This is a genomic window from Streptomyces sp. 17_S59, from assembly GCF_056930295.1.
The window spans coordinates 3,920,845-3,938,233 of the sequence record NZ_JBXOWD010000001.1; the positions used below are offsets into that span (position 1 = coordinate 3,920,845).

General features: G+C 72.7%; 20 protein-coding genes. 4 read left to right on the top strand and 16 right to left on the bottom strand.

Features of this window, described 5'->3' with window-relative positions; translation table 11 throughout:
• Nucleotides 1-95: 95 nt before the first annotated feature.
• Nucleotides 96-1,175 (top strand): pyridoxal-phosphate dependent enzyme, encoded by a 1,080-nt coding sequence (locus AC1Z4A_RS17550; RefSeq protein ID WP_483679942.1) that lies wholly within the window; start codon nucleotides 96-98, stop codon nucleotides 1,173-1,175.
• 333 nt (nucleotides 1,176-1,508) lie between these two features.
• On the opposite strand, the gene AC1Z4A_RS17555 is transcribed toward AC1Z4A_RS17550, so the two are convergent.
• From AC1Z4A_RS17555 to AC1Z4A_RS17580, 6 genes are all read right to left on the bottom strand, one after another.
• The gene (locus tag AC1Z4A_RS17555) at nucleotides 1,509-2,390 is read right to left on the bottom strand and encodes a putative protein N(5)-glutamine methyltransferase (protein ID WP_483679943.1); all 882 of its coding nucleotides are present in this window, start codon (nucleotides 2,388-2,390) and stop codon (nucleotides 1,509-1,511) included.
• A 139-nt stretch (nucleotides 2,391-2,529) separates the two neighbouring features.
• A complete protein-coding gene (locus AC1Z4A_RS17560; protein ID WP_483679944.1) occupies nucleotides 2,530-2,931 on the bottom strand; it encodes a winged helix-turn-helix transcriptional regulator in 402 nt (133 codons plus the stop codon).
• Between the two features lie 30 nt (nucleotides 2,932-2,961).
• Nucleotides 2,962-3,555: an NADPH-dependent FMN reductase gene (locus tag AC1Z4A_RS17565; protein ID WP_483679945.1), complete on the bottom strand. Its 594-nt coding sequence runs from the start codon at nucleotides 3,553-3,555 to the stop codon at nucleotides 2,962-2,964.
• Between the two features lie 146 nt (nucleotides 3,556-3,701).
• Nucleotides 3,702-4,943 carry a GNAT family N-acetyltransferase gene (locus AC1Z4A_RS17570; protein ID WP_483679946.1) on the bottom strand — a complete coding sequence of 414 codons (1,242 nt, stop codon included), beginning with the start codon at nucleotides 4,941-4,943 and terminating at the stop codon, nucleotides 3,702-3,704.
• A gap of 110 nt (nucleotides 4,944-5,053) precedes the next feature.
• Entirely contained in the window at nucleotides 5,054-6,088 is a 1,035-nt protein-coding gene (locus AC1Z4A_RS17575; RefSeq protein WP_483679947.1) for an asparaginase, read from the bottom strand.
• A gap of 64 nt (nucleotides 6,089-6,152) precedes the next feature.
• Nucleotides 6,153-6,728, bottom strand: a complete 576-nt coding sequence (locus AC1Z4A_RS17580) for an RsiG family protein (protein WP_483683626.1) — start codon at nucleotides 6,726-6,728, stop codon at nucleotides 6,153-6,155.
• A 240-nt stretch (nucleotides 6,729-6,968) separates the two neighbouring features.
• On the opposite strand from AC1Z4A_RS17580, the gene dtd reads away from it, so the two are divergent.
• Nucleotides 6,969-7,394 (top strand): D-aminoacyl-tRNA deacylase, encoded by a 426-nt coding sequence (dtd, locus tag AC1Z4A_RS17585; RefSeq protein WP_483679948.1) that lies wholly within the window; start codon nucleotides 6,969-6,971, stop codon nucleotides 7,392-7,394.
• Nucleotides 7,395-7,458: 64 nt separating this feature from the next.
• Here the strand turns inward: dtd and ygfZ are convergent, their stop codons facing one another.
• From ygfZ to AC1Z4A_RS17600, 3 genes are all read right to left on the bottom strand, one after another.
• Nucleotides 7,459-8,436, bottom strand: a complete 978-nt coding sequence (gene ygfZ, locus AC1Z4A_RS17590; RefSeq protein ID WP_483683627.1) for a CAF17-like 4Fe-4S cluster assembly/insertion protein YgfZ — start codon at nucleotides 8,434-8,436, stop codon at nucleotides 7,459-7,461.
• A 19-nt stretch (nucleotides 8,437-8,455) separates the two neighbouring features.
• Complete coding sequence (locus tag AC1Z4A_RS17595) at nucleotides 8,456-8,893, bottom strand: Fur family transcriptional regulator (RefSeq protein WP_483679950.1); 438 nt, start codon at nucleotides 8,891-8,893, stop codon at nucleotides 8,456-8,458.
• A 125-nt stretch (nucleotides 8,894-9,018) separates the two neighbouring features.
• On the bottom strand, nucleotides 9,019-9,624 hold the full coding sequence (locus AC1Z4A_RS17600; protein WP_483679951.1) for a heme-binding beta-barrel domain-containing protein: 606 nt from the start codon (nucleotides 9,622-9,624) through the stop codon (nucleotides 9,019-9,021).
• A 304-nt stretch (nucleotides 9,625-9,928) separates the two neighbouring features.
• Between AC1Z4A_RS17600 and AC1Z4A_RS17605 the strand changes: the two genes are divergently transcribed.
• A complete protein-coding gene (locus AC1Z4A_RS17605; protein WP_483679953.1) occupies nucleotides 9,929-10,294 on the top strand; it encodes a DsrE family protein in 366 nt (121 codons plus the stop codon).
• Nucleotides 10,295-10,367: 73 nt separating this feature from the next.
• Here the strand turns inward: AC1Z4A_RS17605 and AC1Z4A_RS17610 are convergent, their stop codons facing one another.
• From AC1Z4A_RS17610 to AC1Z4A_RS17640, 7 genes are all read right to left on the bottom strand, one after another.
• Complete coding sequence (locus AC1Z4A_RS17610) at nucleotides 10,368-10,700, bottom strand: DUF3099 domain-containing protein (RefSeq protein WP_483679954.1); 333 nt, start codon at nucleotides 10,698-10,700, stop codon at nucleotides 10,368-10,370.
• 52 nt (nucleotides 10,701-10,752) lie between these two features.
• Complete coding sequence (locus AC1Z4A_RS17615) at nucleotides 10,753-11,043, bottom strand: DUF1416 domain-containing protein (protein WP_483679956.1); 291 nt, start codon at nucleotides 11,041-11,043, stop codon at nucleotides 10,753-10,755.
• Nucleotides 11,044-11,089: 46 nt separating this feature from the next.
• Nucleotides 11,090-11,932: a sulfurtransferase gene (locus AC1Z4A_RS17620; RefSeq protein WP_483679959.1), complete on the bottom strand. Its 843-nt coding sequence runs from the start codon at nucleotides 11,930-11,932 to the stop codon at nucleotides 11,090-11,092.
• A 183-nt stretch (nucleotides 11,933-12,115) separates the two neighbouring features.
• Entirely contained in the window at nucleotides 12,116-12,196 is an 81-nt protein-coding gene (locus AC1Z4A_RS17625; protein ID WP_356454418.1) for a putative leader peptide, read from the bottom strand.
• Between the two features lie 202 nt (nucleotides 12,197-12,398).
• Nucleotides 12,399-13,106 carry an LmeA family phospholipid-binding protein gene (locus AC1Z4A_RS17630; RefSeq protein WP_483679961.1) on the bottom strand — a complete coding sequence of 236 codons (708 nt, stop codon included), beginning with the start codon at nucleotides 13,104-13,106 and terminating at the stop codon, nucleotides 12,399-12,401.
• Between the two features lie 557 nt (nucleotides 13,107-13,663).
• Entirely contained in the window at nucleotides 13,664-15,088 is a 1,425-nt protein-coding gene (locus AC1Z4A_RS17635; RefSeq protein ID WP_483679962.1) for a hypothetical protein, read from the bottom strand.
• 10 nt (nucleotides 15,089-15,098) lie between these two features.
• On the bottom strand, nucleotides 15,099-15,386 hold the full coding sequence (locus tag AC1Z4A_RS17640; protein WP_483683628.1) for a MoaD/ThiS family protein: 288 nt from the start codon (nucleotides 15,384-15,386) through the stop codon (nucleotides 15,099-15,101).
• A gap of 226 nt (nucleotides 15,387-15,612) precedes the next feature.
• Here AC1Z4A_RS17640 and AC1Z4A_RS17645 point away from each other — a divergent pair, with 226 nt between their 5' ends.
• Nucleotides 15,613-17,346, top strand: a complete 1,734-nt coding sequence (locus tag AC1Z4A_RS17645; RefSeq protein ID WP_483679963.1) for an ABC transporter ATP-binding protein — start codon at nucleotides 15,613-15,615, stop codon at nucleotides 17,344-17,346.
• Nucleotides 17,347-17,389 lie beyond the last annotated feature (43 nt).

Sequence of the window (17,389 nt, forward strand, 5' to 3'; positions counted from 1 at the left end):
GTTCCCCGTTTCCGCCCTTCCGGGCGGCCTGTTTGGGGACCCGGTCCTGCTGGACCGCGGGGACGATCACGTAGCAGGCTTGGGGCGTGCCCGATATGTCATCACTTTCCGCGCCCCGTTGGTACGCCCGTCCCGCCGCCCGGGACTGGACCTGTGCTCCCGCGCCCGCCGAAGTGCGGGAGTTCCACGCCGCGCTGCCCGGCTACGCGCCCACCCCGCTCGTGGAACTCCCTTCGCTCGCCCAGCAGCTCGGCGTCGGGCGGGTCTTCGTCAAGGACGAGTCCTCCCGGCTGGGACTTCCCGCGTTCAAGGCGCTGGGCGCCTCCTGGGCGGTGCACCGGATCCTCGCCGAACGGGAGGGCGGGGCGATCACGCTGGTGACGGCCACCGAGGGGAACCACGGGCGGGCTGTCGCCCACATGGCCCGCCGCTTCGGGCAGCGCGCCCACGTCTTCGTGCCCTCGGGCGTGCACCCGGCCGCGGTGTCGGCCATCGCCGGCGAGGGGGCGCGGATCACCCGGGTCGACGGCCCCTACGACGAAGCCGTCCGGCAGGCGGCCCGCGCCGCCGGCGAGCCCGGCTCGGTGCTCGTCCAGGACACCGCCTGGGCCGGGTACGAGCGGATTCCCGGCTGGATCGTGGAGGGCTACTCCACGCTGTTCGCCGAGATCGACGAGCAACTGACCGACAGGGCAGTCGAACCCCCCGGCCTCGTGGCCGTGCCCGTCGGCGTGGGCTCGCTCGCCCAGGCCGCGATCACGCACTACCGCAGCCGGCTCCGGTCCGGGGCCGCGCCCGCGCTGCTGTCCGTCGAGCCCGACGCGGCGGCCTGCGTGCTGGAGAGCCTCCTGCGGGGCGAGGCGGTGAGCGTGACCACGGGCAGGACGGCCATGGCGGGGCTGAACTGCGGTACGCCGTCGCGGCTCGCCTGGCCCTTCCTGCGGAAGGGGCTGGACGCGGCCACGGTCGTCTCCGACGCGGACAGCGCGCGTGCGGGGCGGGACCTGGCGGCACTCGGCGTGGACGCGGGGCCGTGCGGGGCGGCTTCGCTGGCGGGGGTGCGGGCCGTTCTCACGGGGAGCGGGGCGGAGGGGCGGCGGGAGGAGCTGGGGGTTGGTGCGGGGGCGGTGGTGGTGCTGCTCAGCACGGAGGGGGTGGCGGCGAATCCGCGTTGAGGGGTTGGGGGTTTCCTTTCCCCGGTCCCGCCCCTTCCCGGCTGTATCGATGTGCGGCTCCGCCGCGTGGGGGGCTGCGCCCCAGACCCCGGACCGCGCTGCGCGCGCCGCGCGGCGGAGCCGCACATCGGGCGGAGCCTCAAACGCCGGACGGGCTGAATTTCAGCCCGTCTGGGGGCACCTCCTGGGGGTGCCCCCAGGAGGTGCCCCCACGCCGCGTTGTCGGTCGTCGGCGCAGCCCGCTGCGCTCTCCTCCCTCCGCCTTGCGATCGCACGCACCAGACGCCGCGGGGCCCGCCCTCCGGGCGGACGGCGCTATTTTGACGACAGGGCCTAGGGGCCCGGGGGCAGGGGGCGTAGCCCCCGTTCCCACCCCCGGGGGTCCGGGGGCTTGCCCCCGGTTACGGGAAGGGGCGGGGTGGGGGAAAGAACCCCGACCACCACCGTCGCGTCCAGTTCCTCCGACGTTGCCAGCCTCGGGACCAGGCCCCCGCGCCTGAACGCCTCCGCCGTCCGCGGCGCCTGGCGCTCGCTCGTTTCCATGAGCAAGTGGCCGCCCGGCGCCAGCCAGTGACCGGCCGCCTCCGCCACCCTTCGCTGCACGTCGAGGCCGTCCGAACCGCCGTCCAGCGAGACGCGCGGCTCGTGCACCCGGGCCTCCGGGGGCAGCAGCGCGATGTCGTCGGTGGGGACGTACGGCGCATTGGCGATCAGCACGTCGACGCGGCCGCGCAGGGCGGCGGGCAGCGGCCCGTACAGGTCGCCCTCGTACACGCGGCCCCCGCCCGCCCCGGCGACGTTGCGGCGGGCGCAGCGCACCGCCGCGGGGTCGATGTCCACGGCGTGCAGCTCGACGCCGGACGCGAGCAGTGCCGCGCCCACCGCGCCCGAGCCGCAGCACAGGTCGACGACGACCGGGCGCGGCCCGGTCAGGAGGCCCGCGGCCTGGCGGGCGAGGAACTCCGTGCGGCGGCGCGGCACGAAGACGCCGGGGTCCACGGCGATGCGCAGCCCGCAGAACTCCGCCCAGCCGAGCACGTGCTCAAGGGGCAGTCCGGAAACGCGCCGATCCACCATGGCGGCGAGGTTGTCAGGGGTCCGTGCCGTGGTGACGAGCAGTTCCGCTTCGTCCTCGGCGAAGACACAGCCCGCCGCCCGGAGCGTGGTGACGATGTCGCGGAAGCCGGGGACATCGGAGAGAGCAGGAAGTGACATGAGAGCCTTTCGGGAAGCCGAAGGGCGCCCTCGCGGTCACCTCAACCCGTGAGGGACCTGACTCGCGCGAGGTGAGAGCACCCGGCCTGCTGCAGCGGTAATGGGGCTCACCTCCTGGGTCGTTCACTGCTGAGGGCGGTCACCTTACCCGAGCCGCGCTCCCGTGCGGAAATGTGTTTGCCCCCGCATCCCCCGCATCCCCCGCGTCCGCTTCCGCCTGCATCAGGGCGAGGCGCTGCGTGCCCCACGCGCCCAGGGGCACCAGCGCCTCGTGCAGGGAGCGGCCTTGCGCGGTGAGGGAGTACTCCACCTTGGGCGGCACCACGTCGTACACCTCGCGGTGCACGATGCCGTCCGCCTCCAGCTCGCGCAGTTGCTGGGCCAGGACCTTCTCGCTGACGCCCGGCAGCAGTCGCCGCGTCTCCCCGAAGCGGCGGGGCCGGTCGTGCAGTGCCCACAGGATCAGCACTTTCCATTTGCCGTCGATGACGTCGACGGCGGCGTCGAGTCCGCACACGTAAGGCAGTGACTGTTTGCTCATCCTTCCACCGTAAACGTCGTAAACGGCGCGTCAGTTCCCGTACGGGCGTGCGGCGCGCGCCTCGCGCAGGGAGACGGCCCACCAGGCGAGCTGGTCGAGCATGACCTTCGCGGCGCCCCGGGCGGCCGCGCCCGCCTCCTCGTCGAGGTGGCGGCCCGAGCCGTCCAGCTTGCCCCAGGGGCTGTGGAGGCTGACGGTCTCCCGGATGGTGACCGCGTGCAGCTCGGCGAAGACCGGGCGCAGGTGCTCGACCGCGCGCAGGCCGCCGGAGAGGCCGCCGTAGGAGACGAAGGCGACCGGCTTGGCCTGCCACTGGGTGTAGTGCAAGTCGATGAGGTTCTTCAGGGAGGCGGGGTAACTGTGGTTGTACTCGGGGGTGATGACGACGAACGCGTCGGCCTGCGCGAGCCGCGGGGTCACGGCGGCGAGGGCGGCCGCGTCCTCCGGGCCGGGCTCCTTGCTGAGGTGCAGCGGCAGCGGGTGGTCGGCCAGGTCTATGACGTCGACCTCGATGTCGTCGCGCTGATCGGTCTGCGCGGTCAGCCAGTTGGTGACGGTGGGGGCGAAGCGGCCGCTGCGGGTGGAGGCGACGACGACGGCCAGGCGGTAGGGGGCGTCGGACATGACGGGGTCCTCTTCTCGGGACGGGAGGTTGCGGCGGTGTCGCGCGGTGCGGGGCCGGAGCCCCGCACCGCGCTTGCGAGAAGAAGCCTCCGACCTCAACCGAGGTTGAGGTCAAGCGTTCGTGGAAACAGCCCCTCCCGAGCGGCTCAGAAGATGTCCGGGCACCACGGCTGCCGCGCCGTGCGCAGCATCAGCTCGGCCCGGGCGGCCGCCCCCGGCTGCTCCTCCGCCACCCGGCCCAGCGCGGCGAGCTGCGCCACGGACCCGCCGCCGAGGCAGAGCGCGCCCAGATCGCCCACGTCGAGCGAGAGTTCGGCCGGGCGGGCCGTGGGCGTGCAGCTCGCCCCGTCCGGCCCCGCCTCCAGCAGGAAGCGCCCGCCCGCCAGGCCGCCGGGGTCTGCGACGTCGAGCACGAGCGAGCCTGGACAGGCGTACGTGCGCGCCTCCAGGAGCGTCGGCACGTCGAGCGGGCGGACCCACAGGTAGTCGGCCTCGGTGGTGATCCTGGCCGCGCGCGGGTCGGGCAGCAGCAGCGGGAGAAGATCGTCGGGGGCTCGCAGGCCGGTCCTGACCGTGGTGATCCAGTCGACCGACAACAGGAAGTGCCACAGGGCGCGTTGGGCCTCCGTCGAGACCGCGATCAGGTCGTGCACGGTGGCGGTGTTCTGCGGGAGCTTGGCCTCCCAGGTGCCGTCGGCGGTGTAGGCCAGGAGGCCCTCGACGGTGCCGTCGGGGGCACGGTAGAGGGCGTGGAACGGTTCCGTCCAGGGTTTGCCCGGCCGGGGGATGTCGCCCGTGGCCAGCCGCCACCAGCGCTCGGTGCGGTCGACGGCGCCGTGCTGTCCTGCGCACAGCCGCTCGTGCAGGGCGGGACCGGACTCCCGCACCGCGGCGCCGTCCGCGAAGTCCACGCGCCCGCCGTCCGCCGGTCCGGCGTAGCGCGGGTCGAGCCCGGCGCGGGCCACCTCCACCGTCCACTCCGTGGTGCGGGTGGCGGGGCCGAAGCCGAAGCGCCCGTAGATCGGGTACTCGGCGGCGATGAGGGTCGCGACGGCGTCGCCGCGCTCCTTGGCGGCCCGCAGGTCGCCGTCCATCATGCGGCTGAGCAGCCCCCGGCGGCGGTGCGTCGGCGACACGGTGACGTTGGAGACGGCATTGGCCGGCACCGTGGCGCCGCCCGGCACGGTGATCCGCTGCGCGAAGCTGCGGAAGGTGCCGACGCAGCGCCCGGCGTCGAAGGCGCCCTGGGTGCGGGACAGTTCGATGCCCGCACGGCGTATGGCCACCTCTTCCTTCGTCGCCACGGGCGGCTTCAGGAAACCGGTGTGCACGGCACGGATCCAGTCGGGCAGATCGGCGTCGTCGATCGTACGGACCTCGGGACTCATGCGAGCACGCTAGGTGGCGTACGGGGCGGGCGCACCGGAATTACCCGGGCCGGGCGCCCGCCGCGGGACGGCCTCTCGGCTCCTCCCGGCCCCTCTCGGCTCCTCCCGGCTCAGAACGCCGCGCGGATCTCCCCGACCCGCTCCGGGCCGCCGAGCAGCGGCTGGTCGGCGATCCGGGCGAGGACCGGTGCCTCCACGCCCATCGTGGCCAGGGCGCGCGCCAGTACGGGCCCGAGGGCGCGCCCGGCGCCGTCGGAGATCTTGAAGGCGAGGGCCCGGCCGTCCGGCAGGGCCACGGCCTGCACGGCCTCGGCGCCCATCTTCGACAACGTGCCCGGCAGTTCGCGCATCAGCCAGGTGTCGGGGCGGCGGGTGCCGGCCACGTACTCGGGGTGGGCGCGCATCGCGTCCGCCACCCTGCGCTCCGGGGTGCCCTCGGGGGCCAGCACGAAGCTGCGGAAGGCGCGGGCCAGGCCGGTCAGGGAGAGCGCCATCAGGGGCGCGCCGCAGCCGTCCGTGCCGACGTGGTGGACGGGCTCGCCGCTCGCCTCCTCCACGACCTCCAGCACGAGCCGCTGGAGCGGGTGGTCGGGGGAGAGGTAGGACTCCAGCGGCCAGTCGTTCGCGGCGCAGGCGGCGATCATGGCGGCGTGCTTGCCGGAGCAGTTCATGGTGATGCGGTCCCGCACCAGGCCGGAGGCCAGGTAGGACTCGGCCTCGACCGGGTCCAGCGGCAGGTCCGGCGGGGTCTGGAGGCTGCTCTCCGGGATGCCGAACTCGGCGAGCATGGTGCGCACCAGCGACAGGTGGAACGTTTCTCCGGAGTGGCTGGCGGCGGCCAGGGCCAGCCGCTCGCCGGACAGCTCCAGCCCGGCCCGCAGCACGGCGGCCGCCTGCATCGGCTTGTTGGCGGAGCGGGGGTAGACCAGGGCCGAGGGGTCGCCGAGCGCCGTCTCCACGCTGCCGTCGGGCGCGAGCACCACCAGCGAGCCGCGGTGGTGGCCCTCGACGAAGCCGGAGCGCACGACCTCGGCGAGGACCGGGGGTATGCCCGGTATATCGCTGACGGTGGCCGCAGTGGCAGTGGCAGGGGCTGACGCGGTGGCCGTGGCGGACGCGTGCGGTGCAAGGGTCGAGGAGGTCATCGTCGGCCTTCCGGGGGTGGTGCGGCGACCGTTCCCCGGCGGGTGGGGCCGTGCCCCACCGGTCTCACGAGAGCAGGTCGTCTACTTGTGCTTCTCCTTCACGGTACCTGCGTGCGATTTCCGCTCCGCAATCGTCGGACGTGCACTGCAGCCTGCGGCGGCGGACCGAGACCTGCCGCTCGTACACGGCCAGGCGGCGCATCGCCTCGTGCAGCTCGGGCTCGGTGCGGGCGCCCGGGTCCGACAGCGCCACCTCGGACAGCATGTCCTCGGCCAGCCGCCGGTACTCCTCGCCGTGCGGGGGGCCCACCGTCACGTGCCGGGCGGAGGAGCGGTGCGTGGACGGGCCGTCCGCGAGGATCTCCGACAGCCGGTCCACCAGCAGCCGCTCCACCGCCGACCCGGCCGGTGCGGCGCGGCGGGCCAGCTCGGCCCGCAGGATGTCGATGCGGCCCTGGAGCAGGCGCCGCACATAGCTGAGGTCCGCCTCCTCGCGCTGCGACTCGCGGCGCAGCGCGCGCAGCTCCGCCAGCCGCAGCTCGCTCAGCGCCCGGCCGGGGACGTCCGCCAGGGGCCCGGAGCGCTGGCTCGGGGGTCTGGCGTGCAGGCTGTCCACAGACGTGAGGCCCTTCAGGTGCATCAGCTCCGGGAGGCCCTTCAGCTCCACGGCCGTGCGGTCCGCCGCGGCCGCTTCGAGCACGGGGCCTTCCTCGGTGGGTGTGGTCATGCGGTTCCGTCCCCTCGGGCGGTGTGCGGCCGGATCACCTTGCCGTTGCCCGCATAAAGCACCGCCTGCACGCATCGTGCCACCGAGTGCGCCCCCGGCGCAGGGCCTCTCCACCCGAACGGACCTGTTCGGGCGCAGGGCATCATGGTCCGTATGCGTGCTGTGGTGCAGAGGGTGGACGGGGCAAGCGTCGCCGTGGACGGCCGGGTGGTCGGCGAGATCATCGGCGAGGGTCTGTGCGTGCTGGTCGGTGTGACGCACGACGACACCCCCGGGAAGGCGGCCCAGCTGGCGCGCAAGCTGTGGTCCCTGCGGGTGCTGGAGGACGAGAAGTCCTGCTCCGACGTGGGCGCACCCTTGCTGGTGATCTCGCAGTTCACTCTCTACGGTGACGCGCGGAAGGGGCGCCGGCCCACGTGGAACGCGGCGGCGCCGGGGCCGGTGGCGGAGCCGCTCGTCGACGAGGTGGTGGCTGCGCTGCGGGGGTTGGGGGCGCGGGTGGAGACGGGGCGGTTCGGGGCGGACATGAAGGTGTCGCTGACGAACAACGGTCCGTTCACGGTGCTGCTGGAGGTCTGAGCGGTTCGGCACCGCCCGGCCCGGCGGTGCCGAACCGGTCGGTACCCGGAACGCCGCGCACTCCCTACGGCTCGACCACGACCTCCTGTGATGCCGCCGTCGCCTCGCCCACCAGCAGGGCCGCATCCACCGGAACGTTCCGCTTCACCAGGGCCAGGGCGATCGGGCCCAGCTCGTGGTGCCGGGCCGATGTCGTCACGAAGCCCAGCTGGCGGCCCTCCGGGCCGTCCGCGGCCAGGCGGACGGGGGCGCCGTGCGCGGGGAGGTGGACCTCGCTGCCGTCCAGGTGCAGAAAGACCAGGCGGCGCGGCGGCTTCCCCAGGTTGTGGACGCGGGCGACCGTCTCCTGGCCCCGGTAGCAGCCCTTCTGGAGGTGGACCGCCACCCCGATCAGGCCCAGCTCGTGCGGGATCGTCCGGTGGTCGGTCTCCAGGCCGAGCCGCGGGCGGTGGGCCTCGACGCGCAGCGCCTCGTAGGCGAGGACGCCCGCCGCCGGGCCGTGCGCGGCGGCGAACGACTCGAGGTCCGCGCGCGGCAGGAACAGGTCGCGGCCGTGCGCCGTCTCGCGCACCACGACGCCCGCGGGGACCTCGGCGATCGAACCGGCCGGCAGGTGCACCACCGCGAAGTCGTCCGTGCGGTCGGCCGTCTCGACCTTGTAGAAGAACTTCATGCTCTCCAGGTAGGCGAGCAGCGCCTCCTGGGTGCCGGGCTCCACGTGGATCCAGGTGGTCTCGCCGTCGTCCACCAGGTACAGCGCGTGCTCGATGTGGCCGTGCGGGGAGAGGATCAGCGCGTCGGTGGCCTGCCCGGGGGGCAGATCGCTCACGTGCTGGGTGATCAGCAGGTGCAGCCAGCTCAGCCGCTCGGAGCCGGTGACGGTGACGACCCCCCGGTGCGAGAGGTCGACGAAACCGGCCCCGCCGGCGAGCAGGCGTTGCTCGCGGAACAGATCGCCGTAGTGCGCGGCGACGCCGTCGTCGGGACCCTCGGCGGGGACGGCGCCGGGCAGCGACAGCAGCGGGCTCTTCGAAGGACGCATGGGACGCATGCCGACCAGCCTACGGCTCGGTGGAGGGCTCCTTCGAGGAGCATTCGGCGCACCGGCCGAAGATCGCGAAGTGCTTCATGTCCGTGTCGAAGCCGAACTCCGCGCGCAGCTTCGCCGTGAAGTCGGCGGCCACGGACAGATCGGCCTCGATCACCCCGGTGCAGTCGCGGCAGACCAGGTGTATGTGGTGGTGCCGGTCGGCGAGGTGGTAGGTGGGGGCGCCGTGCCCGAGGTGGGCATGGCTGACCAGGCCCAGCTCCTCCAGCAGTTCCAGCGTCCGGTAGACCGTGGAGATGTTCACGCCGCCCGCGGTCCTGCGGACCTCGGTGAGGATGTCGTCCGGTGTCGCGTGCTCGAGACGGTCCACCGCCTCCAGCACGAGCTGTCGCTGCGGGGTCAGCCGGTAGCCGCGCTTACGGAGGTCGCTCTGCCAGTCGGTGTCCACCACGCTCCCAGTCTAGGGCGGGCCCGACGGGTCGGTACGGGCCCCGCGGGACCACGGCCCACCCGGGGCGGCGCCGGATTCCGGCCGCCGCCCCGCGCGGGACACGAGGCTGAGGAGGACGGGCGGCGTTACTGCTGCTCGGGGTTGTACGGCGTGCCGTCCGGGCGGAAGAAGGCGACGCCGTCCGGCATGTCGTCCGGAAGGTTCTGCGCCCACTCCTGGAGGCTCTGCTGGTCGGCGACCTTCTTCAGGTGCGCGGACATGTACGGCCGCAGCGGCACCTCGGGGGTCGCCTTCTCGCCGACCCACATCAGGTCGCCCTTGACGTACCCGTACAGCCGCTTGCCGCCCGAGTACGGGCCGGAGGCCTCGGTCCGCGCGACGGCGTCCGTCGCCAGGTCGATCTGCGGCTTCTGGTCGGCCAGCTCGCCGTACCAGACCTCCGCGACGCCCTGGTCGCGGATCATGACGACCTCGACCTTGCGGTCCTTGTCGATCCGCCAGTAGCCGCTCTCGGTCTCCAGCGGGCGGACGGGCTTGCCCTCCGCGTCCAGCACCCAGGAGTGCGAGACGTACTCGAGGAAGTCCCGGCCGTCGTGCGTGAAGACGACTTCCTGCCCGAAGTTGCACTTCTCGGCACCGGGGAAGTCGGCGACGCCCGCGCCTTCCCACTTGCCGAGGAGGAAGACGAGGGGCACGAGGTCCGGGTGGAGGTCGGACGGAATCTCGATCATGAGCTCAGTCGATCTGTAGGGGTGCGGAGGGACCGGGGACCGGGGGTCAGCGCTGGCCCTGGAACAGCTTCTTGAAGGTCAGTCCCGCAAAGGCGAGGACGCCGACGGCGACCAGGACGAGCAGGGTGGTGAAGAAGGCCTCAAGCACGAGCGCGCTCCTCGGTCGGAGTGAGGTGTGTGTGGTGTACGGGGATGTACGGACCGGGACGAGTCTAGTCGGCCCCCTCCTGCCCGGCGCTGTGAGGTTGATCGTGGGCGTTCCCTTTCGCCCCGGGGGACCTCCCGGGGGACCTAGAGTGGCCGCATGGCGAAGAAGCTCGTGATCAAGGTGACGGCGGGTGCGGACGCGCCCGAGCGGTGCTCGCAGGCGTTCACGGTGGCGGCGGTCGCCGTGGCCAGTGGCGTCGAGGTGTCGCTGTGGCTGACCGGCGAGTCGTCCTGGTTCGCGCTGCCGGGCCGAGCGGCGGAATTCGAGCTTCCGCATGCGGCGCCGCTGCCGGAGCTGATCGAGGGGATCAAGGCCGGCGGGGGGATGATCACCCTGTGCACGCAGTGCGCGGCGCGGCGCGGGATCGAGGAGAAGGACCTGATCGAGGGCGCGCGGATCGCGGGGGCGCAGGTGTTCGTGAGCGAGGCCATGGGCGACGGGGTGCAGGCGCTCGTCTACTGACGCCTGCCGTCCGCCGTCCGCCGGCCGACCATCCGCTGATCGTCCGCCGACGTCCACCGGCGTCTACCGGGGTCTACCGGTCGCGGCCCCATGGGTCGCGTGGCCCCGGGTGGCGCTTGCCGTCCAGCTCGTCCCACCACTCGTCCGATTTCGGGTCCCCCGACGGGTCGTCCCACCAGCGGTCGTCGGGCCCCCGGCGGTTCGCGACGATGGCCGCGACCGGTGGGATGACCATGGCGAAGAGGCACAGCCCCACGGCGGCCGGCACCGACCACAGGCGCACGACCGCCCATGCCATGACGAAGAGGAAGATGCAGGTCCCCATCATGGCGAAATAGAGGTGCCTACGCCTCGCGTACACATCTTTACGGTACGACCGTGAGGCGGGCGGCGCGAAGGGCCGCACCCCCTTGTGGCGTCCAACCCCGGGGTGCGGCCCTTCGGGTCTGCGGGCCGGTTCAGACGGCGATGGCGATCTCCGTCAGGGCGCCCTTCTCGGTGAGCACGACCGTGCGGTCGGCCGTGGCGCCGGGCACCAGGGCCCGCACCGTCCAGGTGCCCTCGGCCGCGTAGAAGCGGAACTGCCCGGTCGCGGACGTCGGCACCTCGGCCGTGAACTCGCCCGTGCTGTCCAGCAGGCGCACGTAACCGGCGACGGGCTCGCCGTCGCGGGTCACCGAGCCCTGGATCGTGGTCTCACCGGTCTTGGCGGACGAGGCGTCCGGGCCGCCGGCCTTTGCTCCACACATGTGCGTTCCTTTCCGTTGGCTCCGTATGACTGCGGTGGCGCGGGGGTCAGTTGGCGCCGAGCTCGATCGGCACGCCCACGAGGGAGCCGTACTCGGTCCAGGAGCCGTCGTAGTTGCGGACGTTGGGCTGGCCCAGCAGCTCGTGCAGGACGAACCAGGTGTGCGCGGAGCGCTCGCCGATGCGGCAGTACGCGATGGTGTCCTTGGCCAGATCCACGCCCTCGCCCTCGTAGAGGGCCTTCAGCTCGTCGTCCGACTTGAACGTGCCGTCGTCGTTGGCCGACTTCGACCACGGGACGTTGCGCGCGGTCGGCACGTGGCCCGGGCGCTGCGACTGCTCCTGCGGCAGGTGTGCCGGGGCGAGCAGCTTGCCGCTGAACTCGTCGGGGGAGCGGACGTCGACGAGGTTCAGCTCGCCGATGGCGGCCACGACGTCGTCGCGGAAGGCGCGGATGGAGGCGTCCTGCGGCTTGGCCTTGTAGTCGGTCTGTGCGCGCTGCGGCACCTCGGCGACCAGGTCGCGGGAGTCCAGCTCCCACTTCTTGCGGCCGCCGTCGAGGAGGCGGACGTCCTGGTGGCCGTAGAGCTTGAAGTACCAGTAGGCGTAGGCCGCGAACCAGTTGTTGTTGCCGCCGTAGAGGACGACGGTGTCGTCGTTGGCGATGCCCTTCCCGGACAGCAGCTTCTCGAAGCCGGCCTGGTCGACGAAGTCGCGGCGGACCGGGTCCTGGAGGTCCGTCTTCCAGTCGATCCGGACGGCCGTCTTGATGTGGTTCTTGTCGTACGCGGAGGTGTCCTCGTCGACCTCGACGATGACGGTCTTGGGGTGGGCCTCGTCGATGCGGGCCTGGACCCAGTCGGCGTCCACCAGGACGTCACTGCGGCTCATGCTGTTCTCCTCCGGGGCAGTTGCGGAACGGATGTGTACCAGCGTGTGCGAAATGCGCGGCGGGGCGAGGCGCGGCGCCGCGCTGCGGGTGGGAGTGAGTAATGCGAGTGATGCGCGTGATGCGTGTGGTGCAAGGAGGGGGCCGGAGCGGCCGGAGGGGAGCCTGCGGGAAGAGCGGCTCCGTCAGACACGGCGACAGAGCATGGCGGCCACGCGGCACAGGTCGACTGCCCGCCGCTTTGTGAGATCCGCCTGTCGCTTCATGGGGCCGATCGTAGGGACGCGTGGGTGACGCTGTCACCGGTATGCCGCATGCTGAGACGAATTGTCTCGGTAAGTGGGACGACGGGCTGTCAGGTGCGGTGACCTGTGCGGTGTCCCGTGTGCCGCCCCGGCCGCGCCCGGCCCGTGGCCTGGCGGCGGGGGTTGCAGTACGGACGTGCGTGTCTCGCACTGTGGACCGGTCTCAGCCCGCGAGGTTGACGTTCGTGCCGGTCAGCGTGATGTCGACGCCGGTCGGGGTGGTGACGACCTTCTCGATCTTGAGGCCCTTGGGCAGGCCCGTGATCTGCCGGTCGAAGTCGGTCTTCTGGCGGACCTTCCGCTCGGCGCCCGGGATGCCCTGGGTCGGGACCTCGTTCGCCCGTACGCGGATGGTGGTGCCGTCGACGACGGTGACCGTGGAGACGACGCTCTGCTCCAGGGGCTGGCCGCCGACCGTGACGCGGCCCTTCACCTGGACCTGGTTGCTGCCCGCGCCGTCCTTGCCGCCGTAGCCGACGCTGACGTCCGGGTCGCCGGTGGCCTTGGTCAGCTCGTCGTACGAGAGGTGCGCGGTGCCGGAGGCGTGGCCTGCGACGGCGGAGGAGAAGCTGCTGTCGATACGGACGTTGTGCAGCTGGGCGTCGAAGCCGCTCACCTTGATCGAGCGGTCGCCCGTGCCGGCGGTGACGCCGTCGAGCTTGACGTCGACCTCTTCCAGCTCGGAGCCGGCGATCTGGGTGAGGAAGGGGAAGCCCTTGATCGAGACGTCGGGGGTGCCGGAGAGGCCCTGGCTGTTGCGGATCTTGTCGGCGGCCTGGTTCTCGGCGAACCAGACGGCGGCGCGGTCGGCACCGACGAAGAGGCCTGCCAGGATTACGGCGACGATCAATATCGTCCGTATCGCGCGCATTGCGTGTCGTTCCCCCGCCCGGGTCGGTCGCTTTCAGTCGGCCGGGTCGAGCCTAACCGGAGCGGTCGGGGAGGTGGGGAGGGGTGTACGTCACCGGTCTGTAACCGTTGGGGGCTTTTTCCCCGATCCCGCCCCTTCCCGTAACCGGGGGCAAGCCCCCGGACCCCCGGGGGGTGGGAACGGGGGCTACGCCCCCTGCCCCCGGGCCCCTAGCGCTGCGCGCAGGGGCGAAACCCGGGGCTCCGCCCCGCCCTCCGGGCCCCTCGCGCTTCGCGCGGGGGCAAGGCTCGGGGGCTCCGCCCCCGGACCCCCGGTCCTCAAACTCCCCCAGCTACCTCCCCCAGCTACCGCTGGGGGTGCCCCCAGGAGGTGCCCCCAGACGGGCTGGATTTTCCAGCCCGTCCGGCGTTTGAGGCTGCGCTCGATGTGCGGCTCCGCCGCGCGGCGCGCGCAGCGCGGTCCGGGGTCTGGGGCGCAGCCCCCCACGCGGCGGAGCCGCACATCGATGCAGCCGGGAAGGGGCGGGATCGGGGAAAGGAAACCCCGCCCCCCAGCCGTCACCCCAGCACGCGCCCCAGCACGTAGACCGCCGGTGCCGCGAGAGCCAGCGGCAGGGCCACGCCCGCCGTCATGTGCACGAAGCGCGACGGGTAGTCGTAGCTCGCCACCCGCAGGCCCACCAGCGCGCATACCCCCGCCGCCAGCCCCAGCAGCGCAGCCGTCGCGCCCATCCCCGTCAGCTGCCCGCCCGCGATCCCCGCACCCGCGGCCGCGATCAGCGCGACCACCGGCGAGGCCACGGACGGCAGCGGAAGGGCGCGGGCCAGCGCGGCCGCGGCCACGCCGAGCGCGCCGACCACCACCGCGTCCGAGTCCGCCGCGAGGTGACCCGCGGCCACCACCGCCAGGGCCGCCGAGGCGGTCGCCGCCGTCAGCCCGTACAGCCGCTCGTCCGGCGAGGCGTGGCTGCGCAGCTGGAGGACGATCACCAACAGGATCCATACGCCCAGCGTGCCGAGCAGGACGGTCGGCGCCTTGGTCGCGTCCGTCGCCAGCAGGCCGGCGTCGGCCACCACACCGCCCAGGAAGGCCAGCGCGATGCCCTGGCGGGCGGGCCACATGCCGTTCAGCCGGAACCAGCCCGCGGCCGTCACCGCCTGGAGCAGCACCACCGGCACGGCCAGCGCGGGCCGCCCCAGCGGGGCCGTTGCCGCCAGCAATGCCGCGAGGACGGACGTCACCAGCGCGGGCTGGAGGCCCGGCGGGACGATCTGCGACCGCCCCTCGGCCTTCGCCTTCTCGGCGGCCGTCATGGGGCGGTCGGGAACGGGCTCGGCCGGGGTGGCCGCGGGTTCGTGCACGGGTTCGGGATCCGAAAGGAGGCGGACGCCCTGGAGGGAGGCGTCCGGCAGGGGCGGGGAGACGGGGACGGGCGCCGACGCCGGGGCCGGCGTGGGCTCGTAGGCCGTCGCTGCGGGCTGGGCTTCGGTCAGGTAGTGGGCCGGGTGCGGGTGCTGGGTCTGAGGCTGACGCAGGTGCTGGGCCTGCGGCTGGTGCTGCGCCCAGCCTCCATCGCCGCCGGTCGCACCGGTCGCACCAGCCGCCGCCGCACCGCCACCCGTTCCCGCCCCCCACGGCGAGCCGGACGAGGGGGGCTCCGGCGCGGCCGGCTGCTGCCAGGTGCCCGTGTCCCAGGTCTGGGTCTGCCAGGTCTGGGTCACCGGCTCCTGCTGGAGGTCGTAGTCGTGCTGCGGCCAGGCCGCAGGACCCGTCGGCTGAGCCGGATGCTGTTGCTGCTGATGATGCTGCTGTGCAGGCGCGGGCTGCGCCTGCTGTCCGTGCCCGTAGCCGTAGTCGTAGTCATAGCCGTACGGAGGCTGCGCCCCTGCCTGGGATGGCTGGGCCCCCTCCGCGCCGTAGGGCTCGTACGGCGCGTAGGGATCCTGCGGCTGGTACGGGTTGTGGTGGTGCTGATCGCTCATGCTGCCGGGGTCACCCTCCTGCGAAGGGCGGGAGCACCTCGACGGTGCCGCCCTCGGCCAGTTGGACCGTCGAGTGGTCGCGCGTGCCGACGGGCGCGCCGTCCACGAGGAAGGAGCACCGCGCGAGCACGCGCGCGAACTCCGGCTCCGCCTCGTGCCGCCGCCGGGCCGCCGCCAGCGCATCCGCGAGCGTCCGCGCAGCGTACGGCTCCTCGGCCGTGCCGGCGGCCGCCTTGGCCGCGGCCCAGTACCGGATCGTGCCGGCCGGTGGGTCCGGCGGCCCGGCCTGGGCCGGCAGCCGTGCCGGACCTGCCGTGTGTGTCGTCGCCACGGCGACCCCTTTTCGTCTCTGCCGGATTCGCGCGGCTTTTCCGCGGCCGTCCCGCTGCTTTCCTCGCGGCTCTTCCGCGACTCTCCTCGCCGCGTCGTACGCCGTCCACCATGATGACGGGTGCCGGGCGGGGCATGCTCCCCAGCCGATAAAGCAGAAGCCCGGCGAGGCGGTGCTCGCATAGGCTTCTTGTGTGTTGGTGCGACTTCTCCGGGCTCATCTGCGGCCCTACTCCGGAGCGATATCGCTGGTAGTGCTGCTACAGCTCGTCCAGACGCTCGCGACCCTCTACCTCCCCACCCTCAACGCGGACATCATCGACAAGGGCGTCGTCAAGGGCGACACCGGGTACATCCTCGGCACCGGCGGCGTGATGCTCGCCGTGACCCTTGCGCAGATCGTCTGCTCGATCTGCGCGGTCTACTTCGGCGCCCGGACGGCCATGGCCGTCGGCCGCGACATGCGGGCCGCGGTCTTCGACCGCGTCCAGTCCTTCTCCGCACGCGAGATGGGCCACTTCGGCGCCCCCTCGCTGATCACGCGGACGACCAACGACGTGCAGCAGGTCCAGATGCTGGCCCTGATGACCTTCACGCTGATGGTGTCGGCGCCCATCATGTGCGTCGGCGGCGTGGTGATGGCGCTCAACCAGGACGTGCCGCTGTCGGCGCTGCTGCTGGCCATCGTCCCGGCGCTGGCCCTCATCGTGGGCCTGATCATCCGGCAGATGCGGCCGGTCTTCCGCGGTGTCCAGGAGCGCATCGACACCGTCAACCGGGTGCTGCGGGAGCAGATCGCCGGCATCCGGGTCATCCGCGCCTTCGTCCGCGACGGGCACGAGCGGAAACGATTCGCGAAGTCCAATGAAGACCTGATGGACGTGTCTCTGCGGGCCGGCCGTCTGATGTCGCTGATGTTCCCGGCCGTGATGCTGGTCGTGAACGTCTCCTCGGTCGCCGTGGTGTGGTTCGGCGGCCACCGCATCGACAGCGGCGGAATGCAGGTCGGTGCGCTGACCGCATTCCTCACCTATCTGATGCAGATCCTCATGGCGATCATGATGGCCACCTTCATGTTCATGATGGTGCCGCGCGCCGAGGTGTGCGCCGAGCGCATTCAGGAGGTGCTGACCACCGACTCCAGCGTGGTGCCGCCCCTCGCGCCCGTCACCGAGCTGCGCGGCCGGGGCCATCTCGAGCTGCGGGGCGTGGAGTTCAGATACCCGGGCGCGGAGGAGCCCGTCCTCAAGGACGTCTCCCTGATCGCGCGGCCCGGCGAGACCACGGCCGTGATCGGCTCGACGGGCAGCGGCAAGTCGACCCTGCTGGGTCTGGTCCCGCGCCTGTTCGACGCCACGGCCGGCGAGGTCCTCGTCGACGGAGTGAACGTGCGCGACCTCGAGCCGGAGCTGATGGCCGGGGCGGTGGGGCTCGTCCCGCAGAAGCCGTACCTGTTCTCCGGGACGGTCGCCTCGAACCTGCGGTACGGGCGCCCGGACGCCACCGACGAGGAGCTGTGGCAGGCGCTGGAGATCGCGCAGGCACGGGACTTCGTGGAGGCGATGGAGGGGCGGCTGGAGGCGCCGATCGCGCAGGGCGGCTCGAACGTCTCGGGCGGGCAGCGGCAGCGGCTGGCGATCGCGCGGGCCCTGGTGCGCAGGCCGGAGGTCTATCTCTTCGACGACTCCTTCTCGGCGCTCGACTACGCCACCGACGCCCGGCTGCGTGCGGCGCTGGCCCGGGAGACCGGGGACGCGACGGTCATCGTGGTCGCGCAGCGCGTGTCGACCATCCGTGATGCCGACCGGATCGTGGTCCTCGACGAGGGCCGGGTCGTCGGCACGGGCACCCACACCGAACTGATGGGGACGAACGAGACCTACCGGGAGATCGTGCTCTCCCAGCTCACCGAGGAGGAAGCGGCGTGACGTCCCCCGGCAAACCCCACAAGCCCGGCGGCCCGGGCGGCCC

What these genes read in the sequence shown, in the direction of transcription:
- AC1Z4A_RS17550 (WP_483679942.1), top strand. Translation starts at nt 96, where the DNA reads ATGTCATCACTTTCCGCGCCCCGTTGGTACGCCCGTCCCGCCGCCCGG.
- AC1Z4A_RS17555 (WP_483679943.1), bottom strand. Translation starts at nt 2,390, where the DNA reads ATGTCACTTCCTGCTCTCTCCGATGTCCCCGGCTTCCGCGACATCGTC.
- AC1Z4A_RS17560 (WP_483679944.1), bottom strand. Translation starts at nt 2,931, where the DNA reads ATGAGCAAACAGTCACTGCCTTACGTGTGCGGACTCGACGCCGCCGTC.
- AC1Z4A_RS17565 (WP_483679945.1), bottom strand. Translation starts at nt 3,555, where the DNA reads ATGTCCGACGCCCCCTACCGCCTGGCCGTCGTCGTCGCCTCCACCCGC.
- AC1Z4A_RS17570 (WP_483679946.1), bottom strand. Translation starts at nt 4,943, where the DNA reads ATGAGTCCCGAGGTCCGTACGATCGACGACGCCGATCTGCCCGACTGG.
- AC1Z4A_RS17575 (WP_483679947.1), bottom strand. Translation starts at nt 6,088, where the DNA reads ATGACCTCCTCGACCCTTGCACCGCACGCGTCCGCCACGGCCACCGCG.
- AC1Z4A_RS17580 (WP_483683626.1), bottom strand. Translation starts at nt 6,728, where the DNA reads ATGCACCTGAAGGGCCTCACGTCTGTGGACAGCCTGCACGCCAGACCC.
- dtd (WP_483679948.1), top strand. Translation starts at nt 6,969, where the DNA reads ATGCGTGCTGTGGTGCAGAGGGTGGACGGGGCAAGCGTCGCCGTGGAC.
- ygfZ (WP_483683627.1), bottom strand. Translation starts at nt 8,436, where the DNA reads ATGCGTCCTTCGAAGAGCCCGCTGCTGTCGCTGCCCGGCGCCGTCCCC.
- AC1Z4A_RS17600 (WP_483679951.1), bottom strand. Translation starts at nt 9,624, where the DNA reads ATGATCGAGATTCCGTCCGACCTCCACCCGGACCTCGTGCCCCTCGTC.
- AC1Z4A_RS17605 (WP_483679953.1), top strand. Translation starts at nt 9,929, where the DNA reads ATGGCGAAGAAGCTCGTGATCAAGGTGACGGCGGGTGCGGACGCGCCC.
- AC1Z4A_RS17615 (WP_483679956.1), bottom strand. Translation starts at nt 11,043, where the DNA reads ATGTGTGGAGCAAAGGCCGGCGGCCCGGACGCCTCGTCCGCCAAGACC.
- AC1Z4A_RS17620 (WP_483679959.1), bottom strand. Translation starts at nt 11,932, where the DNA reads ATGAGCCGCAGTGACGTCCTGGTGGACGCCGACTGGGTCCAGGCCCGC.
- AC1Z4A_RS17625 (WP_356454418.1), bottom strand. Translation starts at nt 12,196, where the DNA reads ATGAAGCGACAGGCGGATCTCACAAAGCGGCGGGCAGTCGACCTGTGC.
- AC1Z4A_RS17630 (WP_483679961.1), bottom strand. Translation starts at nt 13,106, where the DNA reads ATGCGCGCGATACGGACGATATTGATCGTCGCCGTAATCCTGGCAGGC.
- AC1Z4A_RS17635 (WP_483679962.1), bottom strand. Translation starts at nt 15,088, where the DNA reads ATGAGCGATCAGCACCACCACAACCCGTACCAGCCGCAGGATCCCTAC.